General features: G+C 52.1%; 14 protein-coding genes. 11 read left to right on the top strand and 3 right to left on the bottom strand.

The genetic code is table 11. The features are described 5' to 3' along the window. Positions 1–23: 23 nt before the first annotated feature. The 4 genes from QU597_RS20750 to QU597_RS20735 all read left to right on the top strand — a co-directional run bounded on the left by QU597_RS20750 (position 24) and on the right by QU597_RS20735 (position 7,342). The gene (locus QU597_RS20750; RefSeq protein ID WP_310829646.1) at positions 24–1,604 is read left to right on the top strand and encodes a type 2 periplasmic-binding domain-containing protein; all 1,581 of its coding nucleotides are present in this window, start codon (positions 24–26) and stop codon (positions 1,602–1,604) included. Positions 1,605–1,708: 104 nt separating this feature from the next. Next, complete coding sequence (locus QU597_RS20745) at positions 1,709–4,375, top strand: glycosylhydrolase-like jelly roll fold domain-containing protein (RefSeq protein ID WP_310829645.1); 2,667 nt, start codon at positions 1,709–1,711, stop codon at positions 4,373–4,375. A 40-nt stretch (positions 4,376–4,415) separates the two neighbouring features. Beyond that, positions 4,416–5,993 carry a glycoside hydrolase family 43 protein gene (locus tag QU597_RS20740; protein ID WP_310829644.1) on the top strand — a complete coding sequence of 526 codons (1,578 nt, stop codon included), beginning with the start codon at positions 4,416–4,418 and terminating at the stop codon, positions 5,991–5,993. 5 nt (positions 5,994–5,998) lie between these two features. Further along, positions 5,999–7,342, top strand: a complete 1,344-nt coding sequence (locus tag QU597_RS20735) for a GH1 family beta-glucosidase (protein ID WP_310829643.1) — start codon at positions 5,999–6,001, stop codon at positions 7,340–7,342. A 348-nt stretch (positions 7,343–7,690) separates the two neighbouring features. Here QU597_RS20735 and QU597_RS20730 read toward each other — a convergent pair whose 3' ends face one another. Then, a complete protein-coding gene (locus QU597_RS20730) occupies positions 7,691–7,777 on the bottom strand; it encodes a hypothetical protein (RefSeq protein WP_310833370.1) in 87 nt (28 codons plus the stop codon). Positions 7,778–8,063: 286 nt separating this feature from the next. Here QU597_RS20730 and QU597_RS20725 point away from each other — a divergent pair, with 286 nt between their 5' ends. Beyond that, a complete protein-coding gene (locus tag QU597_RS20725) occupies positions 8,064–8,348 on the top strand; it encodes a hypothetical protein (RefSeq protein WP_310829642.1) in 285 nt (94 codons plus the stop codon). 81 nt (positions 8,349–8,429) lie between these two features. Here the strand turns inward: QU597_RS20725 and QU597_RS20720 are convergent, their stop codons facing one another. Next, a complete protein-coding gene (locus QU597_RS20720; RefSeq protein ID WP_310829641.1) occupies positions 8,430–10,823 on the bottom strand; it encodes an MMPL family transporter in 2,394 nt (797 codons plus the stop codon). A 28-nt stretch (positions 10,824–10,851) separates the two neighbouring features. Beyond that, positions 10,852–11,469 (bottom strand): TetR/AcrR family transcriptional regulator, encoded by a 618-nt coding sequence (locus QU597_RS20715; protein WP_310829640.1) that lies wholly within the window; start codon positions 11,467–11,469, stop codon positions 10,852–10,854. Between the two features lie 675 nt (positions 11,470–12,144). Here QU597_RS20715 and QU597_RS20710 point away from each other — a divergent pair. From QU597_RS20710 to QU597_RS20685, 6 genes are all read left to right on the top strand, one after another. Next, on the top strand, positions 12,145–13,104 hold the full coding sequence (locus QU597_RS20710; RefSeq protein ID WP_310829639.1) for an ABC transporter permease: 960 nt from the start codon (positions 12,145–12,147) through the stop codon (positions 13,102–13,104). Then, positions 13,098–13,994, top strand: coding sequence for a carbohydrate ABC transporter permease (locus QU597_RS20705; RefSeq protein WP_370656204.1), 897 nt, complete (start codon positions 13,098–13,100; stop codon positions 13,992–13,994). Before QU597_RS20710 ends, QU597_RS20705 begins: the two co-directional genes overlap by 7 nt. A gap of 132 nt (positions 13,995–14,126) precedes the next feature. Next, positions 14,127–15,761, top strand: a complete 1,635-nt coding sequence (locus QU597_RS20700; protein WP_310829638.1) for an extracellular solute-binding protein — start codon at positions 14,127–14,129, stop codon at positions 15,759–15,761. Between the two features lie 78 nt (positions 15,762–15,839). Further along, positions 15,840–18,107 (top strand): helix-turn-helix domain-containing protein, encoded by a 2,268-nt coding sequence (locus tag QU597_RS20695; RefSeq protein ID WP_310829637.1) that lies wholly within the window; start codon positions 15,840–15,842, stop codon positions 18,105–18,107. Then, complete coding sequence (locus QU597_RS20690; protein ID WP_310829636.1) at positions 18,104–20,206, top strand: glycosyl hydrolase 115 family protein; 2,103 nt, start codon at positions 18,104–18,106, stop codon at positions 20,204–20,206. The genes QU597_RS20695 and QU597_RS20690 overlap by 4 nt, the downstream gene beginning before the upstream one ends. A 130-nt stretch (positions 20,207–20,336) precedes the next feature. Next, positions 20,337–20,636: a hypothetical protein gene (locus tag QU597_RS20685; protein ID WP_310829635.1), complete on the top strand. Its 300-nt coding sequence runs from the start codon at positions 20,337–20,339 to the stop codon at positions 20,634–20,636. The last annotated feature ends 1 nt before the right edge of the window (position 20,637 follow it).

The raw sequence follows: 20,637 nt of genomic DNA, 5'->3' as shown, positions 1-20,637 counted from the left end.
TTATAAATTATAGGGGGACATATATGAATTTCAGAAAAAGCGGCCTGTTGCTTGCTGCCGGTGTACTTGCAGTTACTGCGTTGACAGGCTGCGGAGGCAGCAACAGCGATTCCCAGGGCTCCACAAATGCTTCCCGGAATCAAAGCCCCGGTGAAGCGGGAATTACGGATATTGAAGTGTGGGGTACCAACATCGGCTATCAGCCGGTCACCAAGGGCAGCAAGCTGTATGAGCTCTATAAGGAAAAGCTGGGTGTTGGTGTCATCAACCCGTATGTGGAATGGAACGGAGGAACCAATTATCTCAATCAGCTGAACCTGAAGATTGCCGCGAATGAGATGCCGGATCTGTTCGTGCCCCAGCAGGGACTGGAAGACAGCCTGGCGAAGAACGGAGCGATTGCCGATCTGACCGAGCTGCTGCCTGAACATGCGCCGAACGTATGGAAGGCCATTCCGGAGGAGATCTGGAACGTGGTGAAGGCGAACGACCCTACGGGTCAGGGACGAATTTATTATATTCCTAATGTGGTCGAATACGGCAGATATGCCGGCCTGATCCGCCAGGACTGGCTCGATAAGCTGGGGCTGAAAATGCCCAAGACCCAGGATGAATATGTGAAGGTGCTGGAGGCTTTCCGGGACCAGGATCCAAACGGCAATGGCCAGAAGGACGAAATACCGACCGGCGGCCGGGAGCAGGCGCGCTGGATGGATCATCTGTTTGCGATGTATGGCGTAGCGATGTTTGAGGGCTATCCGGAGTGGGATATGTACGATGGCGAGCTGACTTATTCTGCGGTAACCCCAAATATGAGAGCGGCCTTGGAGTTTATTGCTAAGCTGTACAAGCAGGGGCTAATTGACAAAGAGTCGCTGCTGAACAGCAAGGACAAGTGGGACGGGAAAATTCAGGCGGACAAAGTCGGGAATTACTTCCACTGGGTAGAGCAGGGTAATCTGATTTTCGAGAATATGTATAAGAACACCGGCGTTAAGGCTAAATTCTCCGTCCTTCCTATACCTGAAGTTGAGGGTTATAAGGGCTTCTACACAATGAAAAAAATTGCCTCTCCTCTTTGGGTCCTTAAAAATAATAAGGATGAAGAGAAGCTGATGGCCACGCTCAAGCTGCTTAACAATATGTACGATAAAAACAACTGGAAAGACCTGTTCCTGGGTGTAGAGGGCATGCACTACACCATGAAGGAGGGCAAAGCTGTTAAGCTTCCGGATGACAAGAGCACACAGGAGAACCAGATTCTTAATCCGGCTACAAGCGTATCCACCCTGGATTTTACCATCGATCTTTTTAACAGCACGGTATCGGAAGACAGTAAGTGGGCAATTGACCAGGTTACCCGGAATATGCAGGACGCACAGCAGTATGCCAAGGTCATTGCCGGTGACGGGATGCCGGCCAGTGTATATGACGGGTACCCGGACATTAATAACCGGACACTTTACGCCGAATATGCCTCCAAGATCATCATCGGACAGTATCCAATCGAGAAATTTGATGAGTTTGTAGAGAAATGGAATAAATCGGGCGGCGATGAGGTTACGAAGCGCGCCAGAGAATGGTACAGCAAAGTGAAGCAATAGTACGGTTATCCGCCCGGTCCGATTGCAGGCCGGGCGGATATTGTAATCCGGGCTAACCGGGAGCAGAAGTACAATAAAAGAATCAGATCATGCAGGAGGTATTTATGAGCAGTCGTGTAACGGAAGTGCTGCAAGGCCGGGAGGATAATTATATTCTTCCTTTCCTCTGGCAGCATGGGGAGGAAGAAGCGGTAATCCGCGAAGAGATGGCCCGTGTCCATGAATCCGGAATCGGAGCGGTATGTATAGAAGCCCGGCCCCATCCTGATTTTCTCGGACCGAAGTGGTGGCTGGATATGGATATTATTATGGATGAGGCCCGCAAGCGCGGGATGAAGGTATGGCTGCTGGATGATGACCACTTTCCGACAGGCCATGCGGCGGGAAAGGTGAAGGAAGCACCGGAAGAGCTTCACCGCAGGTTTTTGGGCGAACGCTACATTGATACGCTCGGACCTGCCCCGGAGGCATCGCTGCTGGTAGATACGCTGCTGATGACCGGACTCCGGCCGACCATCTCCCTGAGAGACAATGCAAGCGGCAAAAACAAGCTGATCTCCGTTACTGCGGTCCGCCGCGATCCATCCGGTGGAGCACTGATTGGTGAATCCGTTGACCTCACTGGACTCGTACATGAAGGTGTCCTGTACTGGGACATCCCGGAAGGGTATTGGCGGGTATTTGTGATTTCGGAGGATAAGCAGGGCGGCAGTGAGAAGCAGGAGGATTATCTGAACCCGCTTGACCGTGATTCCGTCCGGATTCTGCTCGATACGGTTTACGAGGCGGTCTATGATCGTTATAAGGCAGATTTCGGCCATACCTTTGTCGGCTTCTTCTCGGATGAACCGGGCTTTTATAACGACAAGACGACGTTTGACTTCAATTCCAGGCCCGGCAAAGCAGGATTGTCGCTCCCCTGGAGCAGTGAAATGCCTGCCTTGCTTGAGCAGGCTTTAGGTGAAGACTATCGTAAGCACCTGTATCTGCTCTGGCATGATGCAGGAGAGCAGTCGGGCCGTATCCGATACGTCTATATGAATATTGTCAGCAAGCTGTACGCAGAGAACTTCTGCAGCCAGCTCGGTGAGTGGTGCAGAGCCCGAGGGGTCGAGTACATCGGACATGTGCTTGAAGACAACAACGTCCACGCCAGACTCGGCCCGGGAGCAGGGCACTTCTTCCGTTCACTCTGGGGGCAGGACATGTCTGGCCTGGATGTAGTACTGTGGCAGATTGTTCCCGGGTTTGATGAGCTGTCCTTCCGCTCTGCTTCAGGAGTAACGGACAGTGAGTTCTTCCACTACGGCCTGGCTAAGCTTGGTGTATCACTCGGCCACATCGATCCGAAAAAACAGGGACGGACGATGTGCGAGGTGTACGGAGCTTATGGCTGGACCGAAGGACTTAAGCTGATGAAGTGGCTTACTGACCATATGCTGGTCCGCGGCGTGAACCAATTTGTTCCGCATGCCTTTACACAGAAGGATTTTCCGGACCCGGACTGCGGACCGCATATGTATGCTGGCGGGAAAAACCCGCAGTACCGTTACTATGGCTATCTGAACAAGTACATCAACCGGATCAGCCATTTGATTTCCGGCGGAAGGCATGTGGCGACTGCAGCCGTGCTGTACCATGCGGAAGCCGAGTGGTCAGGGGAAGCGATGTATTTTCACAAACCAGTAAAGGAATTAATGCAGCGTCAAATCGACTGCGAAGTGCTTCCCATTGATGTTCTGCTGGATGCAGCCGTAGTCAAGGATAATAAACTGCATGTTAACCTTGAGGATTACAGCTGTTTCATTATCCCGTATGCAGAAGCACTCCCGGAAGAGATGATGCGGCGTCTGGCCGATTTTGCCGGGCAGGGACTACCTCTGTATTTTGTAGACGGACTGCCGATACGTTCCAGTGAAGGTACTGAGATCTCGGATACGCTGAAATCGCTTTCCGACAATCCGAATGTGAAGCTTTCCGGATTAAGCACGCTAGCAGAGGATCTTATTGCAGATGGCTATTATGAGGTCAAAGTGAACGGGAACGAGCCGTATCTCCGCAATTATCACTATATCCATGAAGATGCAGATGTATTTATGTTCTTTAACGAAAGCCCTCATCAGGTTATCTCGACCAAGCTTACGCTTCCGTTTGAGGGGGAGGGCGGAATCTACGCTTATGATGCGTTCCTGAATAAGATTGCCATATTGGAGGCGGCAGTTATACCCGGTTATAGAACAATAGAGCTTGTACTTCATCCGTATGAATCCATCGTGCTGCTCCAGAGTACTGCGCTTACAGATTATCCTGCGGAGCGGCAGTGGACGGCGGACGGGCCGGAACTTGAACTGCAAGGGGAGTGGACTGTGGCCACTGCAGCTGCGGAGTCCTACCCTAACTTTGAAGCTCCGGTACAATTAAACGCTTTGACAAATAGGAGCGGGCGGAATGTGCTGCCCGGCTTTTCCGGAACCTTCCGTTATGAGACGGAATTCGAGTGGGACCGTTCCTGTGACAGGGTGCTGCTTAAACTGGGAGAAGTCTATGAAACGGGGGAGGTGTGGATCAATGGCAATCACGCTGGCCTTAGCCTCTGCCCACCGTACCGGATGGAAGTCACGGGTTTAGTCCGGAAAGGAACGAACCGCCTCGTAATAGAAGTTACCAATACGCTCGCAAAAGACCAGCAGGATTTCCTGTCCTCCTTCGCCCAGCAGGAGCCAAGCGGGCTTATCGGTCCTGTCACCCTTATGCCGCTCACGGACTGCTGACTGCCATTTCGTCTGAAGAAAAGAAGGAGGAGAATGTAATTTGAACACCATTATTAATCCTGTACTGCGCGGATTTAACCCCGACCCTTCGATTGTCCGTGTAGAGGATGATTATTATATCGCCACTTCCACCTTTGAATGGTTTCCGGGCGTGCAGATTCACCATTCCAGGGATCTGCTTCACTGGAGGCTGCTGAAGAGGCCGCTGGACCGGGTATCCCAGCTGGATATGCGGGGCAACGGAGACTCCGACGGGGTATGGGCGCCCTGCCTGACCTATGACAACGGCCTGTTTTATTTAATTTATACCGACGTGAAGTCCCATAAGGGTGCATTCAAGGATACCCATAATTATCTGGTGACCGCAGAGAACATAAAAGGACCGTGGTCGGAGCCGGTCTATCTGAACAGCAGCGGGTTCGACCCGTCTCTGTTCCATGATGAAGACGGTCGAAAATGGCTGCTCAATATGCGGTGGGACTTCCGCAAGGGGAAGAACAAATTCGGGGGTATCGTCATTCAGGAATATTCGCAGGAGGAAGGACGGTTGATTGGTCCGGTCATAACAATTTTTGAAGGCACTGAAATCGGCTTTACAGAAGGCCCGCATGTCTACAAGCGGAACGGTTATTATTACCTGCTTACAGCGGAAGGCGGAACGAGGTACAAGCATGCTGTTACCGTGGCCCGCTCTGCTTCCTTACTGGGTCCTTATGAGGTTGATCCTCATCATCCGATGCTGACCAGCAGCGGTAGTCCGGAGCTGCAGCTCCAAAAGGCTGGTCACGGGTCACTTGTTGAAACGGAGTCCGGTGAATGGTATATGGCTCATCTATGCGCAAGACCTGTGGACGGATTCCACTGTATGCTGGGCCGGGAGACCGCACTGCAAAAGTGTTACTGGGACGAAGAGGGCTGGCTCCGGCTGGAAGGGGGCGGGAATACTCCGTCTGCTCAGGTGCAGGCTCCGCAACTGCCGCTTCATCCGTTTGAGCCGGAGCCGGAGAGGGATGATTTCGAGGAACCGCTGCTGGGCAATCAGTGGAATACGCTGCGGCTTCCGCCGGACCCGGACTGGCTCTCACTGAGTGAGCGGCTTGGCTTCCTGCGGCTGGCAGGTAGGGAATCCTTGAGCTCCTGTCACAGGCAGAGCCTGGTTGCCCGCCGGCAGCAGGCGTTCCGCTTTGAAGCGGAGACAGTAATCGAGTTCGAACCGGAGAGCTTCCAGCAGATGGCCGGCCTCATTCTCTACTACAACACGGAAGATTATGTGTACCTGCGGATCACGCATCTTGAGCAGCACGGCAGAGTAATCGGGATTATTCAGTCTGACCGGGGAATGTATGATGAGCTGCTTGAGGAGGATCTTCTGCTGCCGACAGATGGTCCGGTCTTTTTGAAGGCTGTAGTCAACCGTGAAGTCCTGCAGTTCTATTATGCCTTTGAAGCCGGCCGCTGGTCTCCCGTCGGCGGGGAGATCAATATTGCCCATCTCTCCGATGAAGCCAAGGAGCCGCTGAGATTCACCGGGACATTTATAGGCATGTGTGTGCAGGATCTGGGAGGGACGCGCAGATATGCCGACTTTGATTATTTTATCTATAAGGAAATGGAGTGATAGGATTGTCAACAATACAGTTTCCGGAGGATTTTCTTTGGGGGGCGGCTACGGCAGCCTATCAGATTGAAGGAGCCTGGAATGAGGGGGGGCGCGGCCTTTCAATCTGGGATACGTATGCTCATACACCAGGCAAGATCCGTAACGGTGACAACGGGGATACTGCCTGTGATAGCTACCACCGCTACGAAGAAGATATCGCTTATATGAAAGAGCTGGGTCTGCGCACCTACCGGTTCTCTATAGCCTGGTCCAGAATTTTCCCGGACGGGACGGGAGCGGTCAATGAAGAGGGCCTGGATTATTATCACCGTCTGATCGATGAGCTGCTGGAGAACGGAATCGAACCATTCTGTACCCTGTATCATTGGGATCTTCCGCAGGCGCTTCAGGACACGGGCGGCTGGAAGAACCGTAATACCATCGAGGCCTTTGTCAGGTACGCAGAGACGATGTTCAAGGCCTTCAAGGGGAAAATCAAGTTCTGGACCACCTTCAATGAGCCGTGGTGTGTGTCTTTTAAGGCCCACTATATCGGCGATCTGGCTCCCGGTGAACAGAATCTGCAGAGCGCGCTTGATGTAGCCCATCACCTGATGCTTGCCCACGGCAGAACCGTGAAGCTGTTCCGGGAGTCGTGGGTCCCCGGGCAGATCGGCTATGCTCCGAATGTCAGCTGGCGGGAACCGTTCAGCTCCCGGGAGGAGGATATTAATGCTTGCCGCCGCAGAATAGGCTGGATGGTGGAATGGTTTCTGGATCCTCTTTTCAAGGGGGAATATCCTGCGTTTATGGCAGCAGCCTTCGCGGCAATGGGGGCAGCAGTCCGGGTGGAACCAGGAGATATGGAGGATATCCAGCAGCCGGTCGATTTTCTGGGCATCAACTATTACACGGGGTCACTGGGGCGCTATAAGCAGGGGAACGGCCTGTTTGAGCTGGAGGATATCGACGAAGGCTATGAACGGACGGATTTCAACTGGCCGATTTATCCTGGCGGTCTTTACAAAGTGCTTGTCCATATTAAGGAGCGTTATGGTCCTGTTCCCATTTATATTACGGAAAACGGAGCCTGCTATGACGGTGATCCGGTGGAGGGGAGGATTCAGGACGTGAAGCGTATTCATTATCTGAGACAGCATCTCATTCAGCTGAAGCGGGCCATGGCGGACGGGGTTCCGGTCAAAGGCTATATCGCCTGGTCCCTGCTTGATAATTTCGAGTGGGCGGACGGCTACAGCAGACGCTTCGGGCTGATCCATGTGGATTTCAATACACTTAAGCGGACGCCCAAAGACAGCTTTTACTGGTATAAATCAGTGATTGGCAACGGGGGAGTGGAGACTTAAAGAGGATCATACGTAACCTCTATTTGAAGAAGTACATGGTATATCGTTGTAATGTGAACGATCGTAACTGGAGGATAAGTTGCTGTTTTAATAAAAGGAGCCCAGATACTGCAGGGATAAATTCCAGTTCGTGGATTTTGCCAGAAGAGTGGACGGTGGAACCACTTTATTAATGCGGCGCTGACAGAGGAAGACATCGCCTTTATGCTGAAAGTGGCCGATGATGCCTTCCGGGCCGTGAAGAAAATGCACCCGGAGCTGGAAGGCGCATCTTCATAAGGGGAGAGCTTAAGCCAAAAACGGCAGCCTGGGAACATGATGAATGTTCCCAGGCTGCCGTTTATTTTTCTATTTACCAATCCACAAACCGTCTTCTTCTCCCGCTGCCTTATACTCGAAATAATCAAAATACGCCTTCTTAGCTTGCTGGTCCAAATCCTGCGCACATAATGCGGCGTAGGAGCCTGTGAAGCCGTGCTACCGCCGTATTCATCCGATAGCGTCCCGAAATCAAGCGGTGTGCACATAGCTGTCCATGCTTCCCCGTCCGGAGAGGCATAGAACAGGATGCCCTGGCCGTTGATCTCACCCTTCAGATAGTAGCGCTCCCAGTCCTTCACGGAGATTTGCTGAAAGGCTCATTTTACCCCGACTAACAGTTCTTGCTGCCGAGGAAATGTAAAAATGTGTATAATAAGAACAAGCTTTTTGGAGGAAGGCGGTGAAAATGATAAAGTACCTTGTTCTCGGCTTGATCTATGCGTTCAGTTTTCTTCTGATTACAACCGGAATCCAGGTTGGGTTAGGGATGTTAATGACCAAAGAATATGTACCTGATATGACAAATGCATATGAAATTACTGCAACAGAACCTGCCCAATCAAGAGTTGATTTTGGTGTTCACCCGTCCATGTTCTCCATACAAAATATGATAGTGTGGTTAGTGTCGCTTGGAATCTCATCAGGAATTGTGTTCGCAGTGCATAAATATGCTTTTAATAAATGAAAAGAGCAGATCCTGCGGACTTCATCTGCAGGATCTGCTCTTTATACAATTCGGGAGGACGGCATTATGCCGTCCTTGTTGTTATTTCTTGTCTCCGCTCTCGGCATGAAGCTTGGCGATCAGCTTATCTCCCTCGACATCGAGGTTCGGCAGCAGACGGTCCAGCCCTTTCGGCAGCCACCAGGCTTTGTCGCCGAACACGGCCATGACGGCCGGCACAAGCGTCATGCGGATGATGAAGGCATCGATCAGGATCCCGAAGGCCAGCGCGAAGCCGATCTGCTTGATCATCGCATCAGGGGCGAAGATAAAGCCGGCGAATACGGAGACCATGATGATGCCTGCGGCAAGCACAACACGGCTGGCAAGATCGTAGCCGTGTACCACGCTCTCGTTGCCGTGGCGCCCGTGGACGTAAGCCTCACGCATGGAGCTGACCAGGAACACCTGGTAATCCATCGCCAGACCGTACAGAATGCCAGTGACCAGAATCGGCATGAAGCTGAGCAGCGGTCCGCCGGTATCAAAACCGAACAGGGAGTGCAGCCAGCCCCACTGATATACGGCGGTGGTCACACCGAAGGTAGCTAGAATGCTGAGAATAAATCCGACTGTCGCTTTGACCGGTACAATGACCGAACGGAATACGAGCAGCAGGATAATCAATGACAGGATGACAATGATGCCGATATACACAGGGAATGCATCTGACAGCTTGGAGGACATATCGATATTAATGGCGGTAAAGCCGGTCACTCCAAGGGTAATATTGTTCTCTGATGCGAGGCTGTAGGCGGGATCGCGCAGCTCCTGCACCAGATCTCTTGTTTCTGTATCGGTTGGGCCTGTTTTTGGAATCAGGCTGATAATGGCGATATCACCTGTTGCGTTGACGCCCATTGGGGACACCAGCGTGACATTATCATGCATCTGCAGCTCCTGAACCAGCTTGCCCAGTGTCTGCATGGAGATTTTATCGGACGGGTTGTTCGGCTGGGCGACCAGCAGCAGCGGTCCGTTGAATCCTTCGCCAAAGCCCTTGGAGATGATGTCATAGCTTTGGCGTGCCGGGGTATCCAGGTTGGCCGAGGCGCCGGACGGAATGCCGAGCTCCATTTTCGTTACCGGAATTGCGGCTGTTCCAAGCACCAGAACTACCAAAACAATGATGATCCAGCGGTATTTCACTGTGAAGTTCGCCCAGCGGTGTGAGAATCCGTGATTGCCTTTGTTTCCGGAGGCGGATTTCTTCGTGCGGGCCTTGGCAGAGCAGATCCGCTCACCGACCAGACCCAGCAGTGCAGGCAGCAGGGTTAACGACAGCAGGACGGTGATCAGCACGGTGACTGCGGCAACAAGCGCCATAGTTGACAGGAAGCCGATGCCGATGACCAGCATGCCGCACAGGGCGATAATAACGGTCAGCCCGGCGAAAAATACGGCGCTGCCGGCGGTACCGACTGCCCGGCTAGCCGCTTCGCGGGCGCTTAAATTCTCATCAAGAATCAGCCTGCGCTGCCGGTTCACGATAAACAGCGAGTAGTCGATGCCGACCGCCAGACCGATCATGACAGCGAGAATCGGCGTAATGTCATTCATCTGGATCACGCTCGAGAGGGCAAAGGCGCCTCCGACGCTGATTGCAACGCCGAGGAGCGCAGTGATCAGCGGTAGGCCGGCAGCAACAACCGAGCCCAGCGTAATGAACAGGACCACAGCAGCGACGACTACGCCGACTGCTTCCGTCGATCCGATCGATGGCGTGCTCTTTAGCGAATCACTCGGAATGGCGGTGATGCCTGAGCCTGCCTGTTCGACTTCGGTCACGGCTTTGATGACGTTATCCGGTACGTCAGAAGGCAGTGAAGTCTGCTGAACGGTGAACTGGAACTGGAACAGGGCGATGCTGCCGTCTGCGGACAGCATGACGCCGGGAACCGGAGCACCGTCAGCCAGCAGCGGGCCGTAAGGAGCTGCAGCAGCTTGCCCGGCAGCAGCCGAAGGATCAGCAGCAGCAGCTTGCCCGGCAGCAGCTGAAGGATCAGCAGCAGCAGCTTGACCGGCAGCAGCTGAAGGATCAGCACCGGCAGCCTGACCCGCAGCACCGGCAGCCTGACCCGCAGCAGCGGCGGCCTCGGCGGCAAGCTTAGCAGGATTGATAATATAATCCATGCTGTAGACCTCATTGATAGCCTTCTGGAGCAGGGCTACCCGTTCCGGCGTGTCCAGACGTTCTCCGTCCGGAGCAGTAAAGGCGACGCTCGCCTGGCCGCCGGCGGCAGCAGGGAGTTCATCGGCCAGCATATCCAGCACTTTTTGCGATTCAGTGCCTTCAATCTTCATTTCGGAGCTGGACTGGATGCCATTAAAGCCGAGCAGGGCGCCTACAACGCCGAGAATGATAATCCAGGCCGCGAGGAAAACCCATGGTTTGGAATACGCCGATTTTCCCAATCGGTATAGAAATGTGGACATGTGATGGTTTCTCCTTTTTATCTCTGGTTTAGAAGCCTTTTCTTAAATAACCAAACATCGAATTCAAATAATGATCGAACGATATGGCACTGGAGCGTTCATCCTGTGCTTCTCCCGGCAGTAGTACATTGAGCCGTCCGTCCAGAATCGGAATGAAGGCCCCATAGACGGCTCCGGCAAGCAGGTGGGTATATCCGTCGGTATAACGCCCGTGGGTGAACCGTTCCAGTACCTCCTGTGCGGCAATCTGTAAGCGGTGGAATACGCTGAGGATATATGGCTCAAGCGTGGGATACTGATTCGCCAGCGACACAAACTGCCGCAGTTTATGCAGAAATGCAGAAGTGAACTGCAGCTTAAGCAGGCAGTATAAGGCGTCCAGCGGCGTTGCATCCGGAGGCAAGCCCGCCAACAGCATGTTCTGATCCTCTTTCGAAGCACTGCTCATAAAATACGCCGCTACCGCTTCCTCTTTGCACGAGAAGTAATTGGCAAAGGTCCGCCGGGAAACGCCTGCCTGCTGGACAATATCGTCAACGATGAAGCCGTCCATCCCCTGCACAAGGGCCAGTTCAAAGGCAGCCTCGGCCAAAGCATAGGCGGTAGCTTCCTTTTTTTTGTCGCGCAGTGTGAGCTTGGGGTTCAAGTTTCATGCGCCCTCCTTCCCTGAAGTTAATGTTCACAATACCCTAATGCTATTCTCCATTAAAACATAATCTTGCCCAAAGCGCAAAATTGCACAATGTGCAATTAGCTGCTTTCTTTTTGGAATCCGGTATACAGCCGGAAATGAGTCTATTGTGCGATTTCTCCCCCCACCGTATAGTTGGGTCGGTTAAAGCGAGAATTGTACGCTGATTAATTATAGTCTGGAGCGTGAGGATTGCGACTGGTTCAGAGGTGCGGTTCATATCGATCAGTTTTATAGCCATATAGAGCTTACAATATCGAAGTGCTGGTCATGAAGAATGTATCCGTCACGTCACGGCTTGATGAGCACTATCAATTTCAGAATGCAGAAGTGGATTCAAGGAATTGACTCTATTCCGGACAGTGAGCCGGATTCCAAACGGCACCGAAATCATAGCTTTCCCGGTTTTGAACGTAGTCTCCAAGCGGAGCTGCGTTATTTTTTTTATGCATGCAGAGGCGGGGAAATGCCCGCTGTACAAGGGTTTGGAATTCGGTTAATGCTCCGGAAATGAGTCTATTGTGGAGTGCTGTACTGCCTGAGTATAGTGTGGGTATTCGAACCGGCCGAGCATGGCCGGGACGGTCCGCAGACAGAACTGTCAAGCAAACTGTAAGGGAAGGGATGTACATGGATCGGAGTTTTGCGCACAGCAAGACACAAGTGTTGCCACAGTCCGTCAAGCGTAAGCGGCAGGCTAAGGGGTTTTGGAAGGATTATCAGTTATATTTGCTGCTTCTTCTTCCTATTGCCTATTTCATTATTTTTAAGTATGTGCCAATGTACGGTGCGGCGATTGCGTTCCAGGATTATAGCATTTTTAAAGGGGTAGGCGGCAGCGAGTGGATCGGATTGGATAATTTCAAAGAGCTGTTCGCGATGAGCCAATTCTATACGGTCGTCCGCAACACGCTGCTGCTGAATCTGCTGGATTTGATTGTTTCTTTTCCGGCGCCGATTATTCTGGCCCTGCTGCTGCATGAGCTCAGAACCCTCTGGTTTAAAAAAGTGGCCCAGACCATTCTGTATCTGCCGCACTTTATCTCCTGGATTATTATCGGCGGTCTCGTGTACCAAATTTTCTCGAACAACGGCGGTCTTGTGAACAATATGATCACTGCGCTCGGGTTCGAATCCGTACCTTTTCTGACAGAAAAGAATCACTGGCTGCTCGTGTACTTGGGAACCGGGATCTGGCAGAGCGCCGGCTGGGGAACGATTATTTATCTGGCAGCACTCACTGGGATCAATAAAGAGCTGTATGAAGCATCCGAAGTGGACGGCGCCGGAAGATGGAGAAAAATGTGGAATATTACCTTGCCGGGAATCCGCCCAACGATTGTTGTAATGCTGATTATGGCCCTTGGCAAGATCATGACGATCGGTTTCGAGCGCCCGTTTGTTATGGGGAATGCACTCGTTATGGATTATGCAGAAGTAATCAGTACCTTTGTCTACAAGGTAGGTCTGCAATCGGCGCAATTCTCTTTGGCAACAGCGATGGGGCTCTTCCAGGCCTTGGTCGGACTGGTCTTCGTCGTTGGATCGAATGCAATTGCTAAGAAGATGGGAGAGCAGGGGCTATGGTAGAAGGTGGAGCAGTAACTAATAAAATTCAAAGGACTACCAGAGCATCGGACGTACTGATTATGGTTTTTATCGGACTGACCGTTCTTCTGAGTATCCTGCCGTTTCTGAACATTATCGCGGTTTCACTAAGTTCCAAGGAAGCGATTATTTCCGATAAAGTAACGATTTTTCCGCGGGGCTTCAACATGGAATCCTACAAGCTTGTTTTCGAGGACGCCAGAATGCTGAAGTCGATGGGAATAACCATTGTACTGACGCTCGTGTATACGATACTCAGTATGGTGATGAGTATTTGCGCGGCATACCCGCTGACAAAGGAATCTTTGAAGGGCAGATCCTTCTTTTCGATGCTGATCATATTCACCATGTTCTTCAGCGGAGGGATGATTCCCGAGTATCTGCTGGTGAAGGAGCTCGGCATGCTGGACAGTCTGACATCGCTCATCGTTCCGGGAATGATCAGCGCATTTAACCTGATTATCCTGCGGACCTTCTTTTCTTCTATCCCGCCTAGTCTGGAGGAGTCGGCCTATCTCGACGGAAGCTCACATATCGGTACCCTGCTGCGGATTGTTCTGCCCTTGTCTCTGCCGGTATTGGCGACGCTCAGCTTGTTCTATGCGGTTTCCAGATGGAACACCTACATGGACGCCCTCTTTTATATTACGAATTCGGATCTGTACCCCATTCAGCTAAAGCTGTATCAGGTGGTGATGAACAGTATGGTGACGGATCTGACGGCACAAGAAGGAGCCATTCAGACTGAAGTTGTTGCCGAAGGCATCAAGGCGGCCAGTATTATGTTCGCAACCGTGCCGATTCTGATTGTTTATCCTTGGCTGCAGCGGTACTTTGTATCGGGCACCATGGTCGGAGCTGTTAAGGAGTAAGGCACACTGCCATGCACTTTAAGCTTTGGAAAGGGTTGAAAGCGGTAACAGTACTGAGCAGCGGTTGATCACTTCGCACTTGCGAAGTTGAAAGACATATAGCACAATATCAAGATAAAGGGGAGTATAATCGTGAAAACAAAGCACAAGAAATGGTTCGCGGCATCGGCATCGGCATTGTTGCTGGCAGGCATGCTGTCTGGCTGTTCCGGCAATTCGAATTCGAATGAAGGCGCTTCCTCGTCCGGTTCAGCGCCGGCCTCCGGGGGAGAACCGACTACAAAGAGCAAGGATGCTGTTACGCTGAGAGTGGAAGTGTTTGACCGTGGCAATGCACCAGCAGGTGCTGGGCCGGTTACTAATAACTATTGGACACAATGGATCCAGAAGAACTTCGGCGATCCGAACAATATCAAGATGGAATTTGTGCCTGTTCCGCGTAATCAGGAAGTCGATAAGCTCAATGTGCTTATGGCCACCGGCGACGCTCCGGATCTTGTCTTTACCTATGATATGAATACAATTTATAACTATGTGAAGGACGGAGGAATAACGGAGGTGGGCCCGCTGCTCGATGAGTACGGACCAAATCTGAAGAAGTTCCTGGGAGATGAAGTACTGAATTACGGTGTATTCGATGGCAAGCAGTATACCATTCCCGCCAAGCGGACGCTGCAATTTACCCAATCCTCTTATATCCGTAAAGACTGGCTTGATAAGCTGGGATTGCCGGTTCCAACGACGACTGAACAATTCTACGAAACTATGAAAGCGTTTAAAGAGAAGGATCCCGGACAGGTCGGCAGCAAGCTGATTCCATACGATTTCACCGCTATTGACGGCACAACGATTACAACTCCTTTGGTTCTGGTCAACAGCTTTGTGAAGAAACTGACGGAAGAAGAGACGTATACTTATACATCTACAAGCTACATTCCGGAAATTACGAAGCCGGGCTACAAGGAAGGTGTTCAGTTCCTGAATAAAATGAACACGGAAGGCCTGATCAATTCAGACTTCGCGCTGGATAAGGACGGCAAGCAATTCGAGAGCGACACGGCCAATGGTTATGTCGGTGCATTCACCGCTCTGGCCGCCCATGCCAACTTAATGGGACCGGGCAAGGTGTTCGACACCCTGAAGCAGAATGTTCCCGGCGCTGAGTATGTAGCCATGGACCCGTTCACGGATGAGGAAGGCAAGACACCGAAGTCGTTATACGACCCGGTCGGCATGCATATCCTGATTCCGAAGACAAGCAAGCATGCGGCAGAAGCGGTTAAATATCTGGACTGGATGTCTCAGCCGGAGGTTCTCTTTACCCTCCAGAACGGTAATGAAGGCGAGCATTATACGCTGCAGGACGGGTATCCGGTGGCCATCACGACAGATGAGGCCAAGAAAACATTTTATAACAACGTTGACATAGCTATCATCTCAAACGGTAAAGATTTCGGTTCCGAAGAGAAGAATATCGAAGCTGCATCCCTCCAGACGCCGGATTACAAGGAATTGTCGAAGCAGACCATTCTGTACGCACTTAAGGATGGCTATACGCTGCCTCACTTTGAGCGCCCGATTGAATCCGAGATCAAATACGGCGATACACTCAAGTCCAAGGCAACTGAGGCTATCGTGAAAAGCATCGTGGCGAAGCCGGATAAATTCAGTGATACCTACGATTCCTACGTTAAGGAATACCTGAAGATCGGAGGCCAGCAGGTGCTGGATGAGCGTAAGGCCGCCTATGGGGAAATGAAAAAATAATAAACCGGCAGACCGGCAAACCCCATAGTTCTATATGGGGTTTGCCGATATTTCGATGTACAAAGGATGCGAAGAAGAATGAAAGTCAACAACAACTATATTATGAGGATGCTCCTATCATACCTGCCTATTCTGTTCGTCACGATCAGCATTCTGACTTTCATCTTCTTCTCCATCATGAATCAGTTCAATGTTAACAATGCTATTCAGGCTAACCGCCTGACGGCGAAATATGTAGTTAATATGACCGACACTTCCCTCAAGAGTATCTCCTTTGAGGCGCAGCAGGCGATTGAAACCGGAGGTACGCTGCAGCAATTTCTGGACACGTCATCTGACCGTGCCCTCGATTTCGACGCCTCCAACATCCTCAGCACGCTTATGATCCGCTCCGGGCTGATCGATTCGGTCTACCTGTACCGGGCCAGGGATGGGATGGTGCTCGACCAGAGCACCATCCGCTCCTTGGATCAATTCCCCGACCAGAGCTATATTCGCAGCGCGCTGCAGCAGGCGTATACGGGAGTCTGGTCTTCACCACGGCTGAAGGAGAGCGAGGGGAAACCTGGCGATGCGAAGGTGAATGTTACCTCGCTGGGCTTCAAAATCCCCCGCAATTCCGGCAGTCTCGGATATCTGATTATTAACGTCAAAACTTCTTCACTGTATTCGTATATCGGCCAGGCGATTGACTATACAATTACCGAGGCCCAGCTATATGACGCAAAGGGACAGGCCTTTTTCGCGGAGAGTGAATCCACGTCTTCAAAGAACAGGCTGAGTGTGGATATCGTGTCGGATTATACGGGCTGGACGTACCGGGTCGGCATCAGAGGCGGCCAGCTGCTGGATGTGCTGTTTCACGGCAGCACCGCCTGGATCATGCTGGGTCTGGGGGCGATCGCCTTCGCGATCGGCTCTATGTTCTACGTGACCCGCCGGAACTATAAACCGATTGAATCCATCCTCCACCGGATTGAACGTTTCTCCGCGGCAGTCAAACCCCTGGATTCCAAAATTAAGCAGAAGGAATTTGCCTTTATCGATCAGGCGATCGAACGTCTGATCACGAATAATATGGCCTTTCAGGAGCAGCAGCAGGAACACCTGGTGATCCGGAGACAGCAGTTTTTGCAGTCGCTGCTGAAGGGTGAATATGAGGATGACCGTGAAGCGTGGGAGCAGGAAAGGCAGCACTTCGGACTAAACGGAGGTCATTATATTGTGGGCCTGCTTGAGCTGGATCAATATGTGGATTTCTGTCTGAAATATAGTCAAAGCGATCAATCTTTGTTCAAGTTTATTACCAGCAGCGTTGCAATTGAGGTGTCTCAGCAGAGCGGCATGCGGATCGTCGCCGAATGGATTACGAAAAACCAGCTGGTGCTGCTGCTTGCGGAGGAGACAGGCGGAGCACTGGAGCAGGCGATGCTGCAAATCGCGGAGCAAATCCGTTCCTGGGTGGAAAGCCATCTCAATTTCACCGTTACGATCGGCATCGGCACAGCGGTGAACGATGAGCCCGCGATTGCCCTTTCGTTCGAGGAGGCAGCGGCTGCGGTAAGCCGTAAAGTATCGCTTGGCTTAAACCGGGTCATCGACTCCGTGGAGGTGAAGGAGAACAAGGAGGGCGAGTGGTTCGTATACCTGGAAATGATCCGCTCGCTTGTCCGCCAGCTTCGGATGTCAGAACCCGAATGGCTGAACGAGCTTAAACGGCTGTTTGGCGAAATGGCGGTGCACCGGCTGCGCAAAGAAGATGTTGACCGTTTGCTGCACTATCTCATTTTTCATCTGGAATATGAGCTGGAGCGGACGCTTCCCGAAATCACCGGCCCTTGGCTGCAGGACGCTAAGCCGGATCTGCTGGGCTCTGTGGAACAATCGGACACACTGGCCCGGCTGGAACAGGACTTTGTTGCGGTTATCACCCGGCTGTCCTGCCGGATGGGGGAACTCTCGCAAAACCGGCGGTACAATTCGCTCATGAGAGAAATCCGTGATTTCGTCGCTGAGCACTTCCTGGACCCTAATCTGTCGCTTACGCTGCTCAGCGACAAGTTTCAGATTCCACCTAAATACTTAAGCCAGTTGTTTAAAGACAGCATCGGCCAGAACTTCAGCGATTTTCTGATCGGTCTGCGGATTGAGCATGCAAAGAAAATGTTACGGGAAACGGATGACACGGTACAGAATATTTCGCAGAGGCTGGGTTATGCCAATCCGACCTCCTTTATCCGGGTATTCAAGAAGATTGTCGGCCTATCGCCCGGACAATACCGGGAGTCTAAGGCGAGTGACGTTTCGATATTCTATGATGAAGATGAAAGGATGATGGGCAAGTGAGTGATAAAGGCAATGAACAATTGAGGCTTCGGGGACGGGTACTTATACAAGTACCGCCAGTACTAACTTCACCGGTGAAGCATGCGCTCCGGATACTCGCAAGAGATATGGAGGCCGTTCTTGGCGCGGAGCCCGAACGGGTAACAGACGGACCCGAAACCGCGCAGCTGCATATCCGCCTGGCTGAAGAACAGGACCGCTTAGAAGCGCGTCCGGAGGCGTTCTGTTTTCGTTTTGAAGCAGGCGTTGCCGGAAGAAAACTGAACATTATCGGCAGTGATGAGCTGGGCATCGTCTATGGCATACTTGAGTTCAGCCGACGATACTTGGGCATTCAGCCGTTCTGGTTCTGGATGGACCAGACGATTGTAAGGCAGGAGGAAATCGGTATCCGGTGCGAAGATTATGACGCTCCGCAGCCGAAGGTCCGTTACCGGGGCTGGTTCGTCAATGATGAAGTGTGCCTGATCGGCTGGAAGGAGTCTTATCCGCCTTCGGGAGAAGTGTGGGAACCGGTGTTTGAAGCGCTACTGCGCTGCGGCGGAAACATGGTTATTCCCGGTACTGATTTGCCCAGAGACGGCATTCACTACAAGCTGGCATCTGAGATGGGCTTATGGGTGACGCATCATCATGCCGAGCCGCTCGGAGCCGAGATGTTCCTGCGTGCCTTCCCGGGCAAGCATGCCAGCTATCAAAGTGAGCCGGAGCTGTTCGAAAATCTGTGGCTCGAAGCGATCGAGATGCAGAAGGACATGAACGTGCTGTGGGTGCTGTCGTTCCGCGGCCAGGGAGACAAGCCGTTCTGGATCGAGGATCCTTCCTTCGACACGTCTGAGAAGCGCGGGGCCATGATCAGCAAGGTCATCCGCAGACAGTATGACATGATCAGTGCGGCGGTTCAAAACCCGGTCTGCTGTGTAGCGCTGTATGGCGAAATCTCAGAGCTGTATAAAGGCGGGTACATAGATCTGCCGGACGATGTGATTCAGGTATGGGCCGATAACGGCTATGGCCGGATGGTTTCACGCAGACATAATAACCTGAACCTGCGGATTCCTGCCTTGCCGGCTGACGGCGACGGGGGTAAGCATGGCTTGTACTATCATGTGACCTTCCATGATTTGCAGGCATCTAACCATTTGACTATGTTCCCGGGTTCGGCCGCATTCCTGAAGCAGGAGCTGGAAACAGCCTTTGCTGCGGGAACTGACGAATATGTGCTGGTCAATTGCGGGAATATCCGGCCTCATGTCTATCCGCTTGATATTCTGCGGGAGCTGTGGACCGCAGGTGAAATCGATACAGATAAGCATTTGAGTGATTTCGTGGGCAGTTATTACTCATCCGGCCGTGAAGAGCTGGAGGAGCTGTACCGCAGCTATTCTGCCGCCGCTCTTCCTTATGGGCCGAATGCCGACGATCTGGCCGGAGACGAGTATCATCATCATCCGGCGAGGAGAATTATCAGCCACTGGCTGCAGCATAAAGAAGCTGAGCCGGACCCGGGTCTGATTTGGGCGGTGGGGGACGTACCTTTTACAGAGCAGGTGAAGGGGTTCGAGAAGCGGCTTGAAGCAGGCATCGGGAAGTGGCGGGCCTGGCTTGAACGCTGCGATGAAGTCATCATGAGACTTGAAGGGGAAGACAGCCGCAGAGCCGCCGACCAGCTCCGGTTCCACGGTGCGCTTCATTTGTCCGGCTGTGAAGGCTTCTACTGGCTGTGCCGTTCTTACGGGGAATATAGCCGTCAGCGCTATCCGCAGGCTTTTGTCTATGCCTCAGAATCTATGTGGAGGTACCGGGAGGGGCTTGATGTGCTGAGAGCTTCCGAGTACGGGAAATGGGACCGCTTCTACCGGGCGGACTGGCTGACGAACATCGAGAGCACGGTTCAGAATATGGATACGTTAAGACGGGTGCTGCGGATGAACGGTGACAGTCCCGATTTCTTCCTGTGGTACAAAGAATACCTGATGCCGGAGACCGAAAAGTATATTTATCTGGAAAATACGCACCGCAATCCTTTACCGGACGACGAGCTGGCCCGGCGGCTTAAAGCTTACTTCCTTGAAACACAGGATATTGATACACAATAAAATGAAATAAAACGAAGTGCGGCCGTTTCCGGTATTTTCACCGGGAACGGCCGTTTATTGTTTGCAGGTAGACAGCATTGACATTCCGCATCACTATGTATACATTTGTATACATAAGGAGTGATGGATAATGAGGGAACCATTTGAAAAAGGGGAACGGAACTGTGACGGCAGACCTAAAGGGCCACATCATCATCCTGGCGCGAAGACCTTCCGCCGCGGGCGGGCGCTTGAATTCCTGAGCGTGCTTGAGGTCAAACGGACGACGTTGAGACAGCAGGTGGAGGCACCGGAGTATCAGGAGATTAAACCTGTTTTACTCGGAGAGCTAAAGGCGGTTGAAATGATCATTGACGAATATACCCGGCACTTTGAACTCCGCGGGAGAGAAGCTGAGGAGCCTAGGCCGGAGAACACAGAAGGGGACTGAA

The organism is Paenibacillus pedocola (genome assembly GCF_031599675.1).
GTDB lineage: Bacteria > Bacillota > Bacilli > Paenibacillales > Paenibacillaceae > Paenibacillus_AQ > Paenibacillus_AQ pedocola.
The sequence above is the reverse complement of the archived record's forward strand: the minus strand, read 5'-3'. Positions and strand labels throughout refer to the sequence as shown.

Excerpts from the sequence above, each read along its gene's own strand:
- QU597_RS20750 (WP_310829646.1), top strand. The coding sequence starts at position 24 with ATGAATTTCAGAAAAAGCGGCCTGTTGCTTGCTGCCGGTGTACTTGCA.
- QU597_RS20745 (WP_310829645.1), top strand. The coding sequence starts at position 1,709 with ATGAGCAGTCGTGTAACGGAAGTGCTGCAAGGCCGGGAGGATAATTAT.
- QU597_RS20720 (WP_310829641.1), bottom strand. The coding sequence starts at position 10,823 with ATGTCCACATTTCTATACCGATTGGGAAAATCGGCGTATTCCAAACCA.
- QU597_RS20710 (WP_310829639.1), top strand. The coding sequence starts at position 12,145 with ATGGATCGGAGTTTTGCGCACAGCAAGACACAAGTGTTGCCACAGTCC.
- QU597_RS20705 (WP_370656204.1), top strand. The coding sequence starts at position 13,098 with ATGGTAGAAGGTGGAGCAGTAACTAATAAAATTCAAAGGACTACCAGA.
- QU597_RS20695 (WP_310829637.1), top strand. The coding sequence starts at position 15,840 with ATGAAAGTCAACAACAACTATATTATGAGGATGCTCCTATCATACCTG.
- QU597_RS20685 (WP_310829635.1), top strand. The coding sequence starts at position 20,337 with ATGAGGGAACCATTTGAAAAAGGGGAACGGAACTGTGACGGCAGACCT.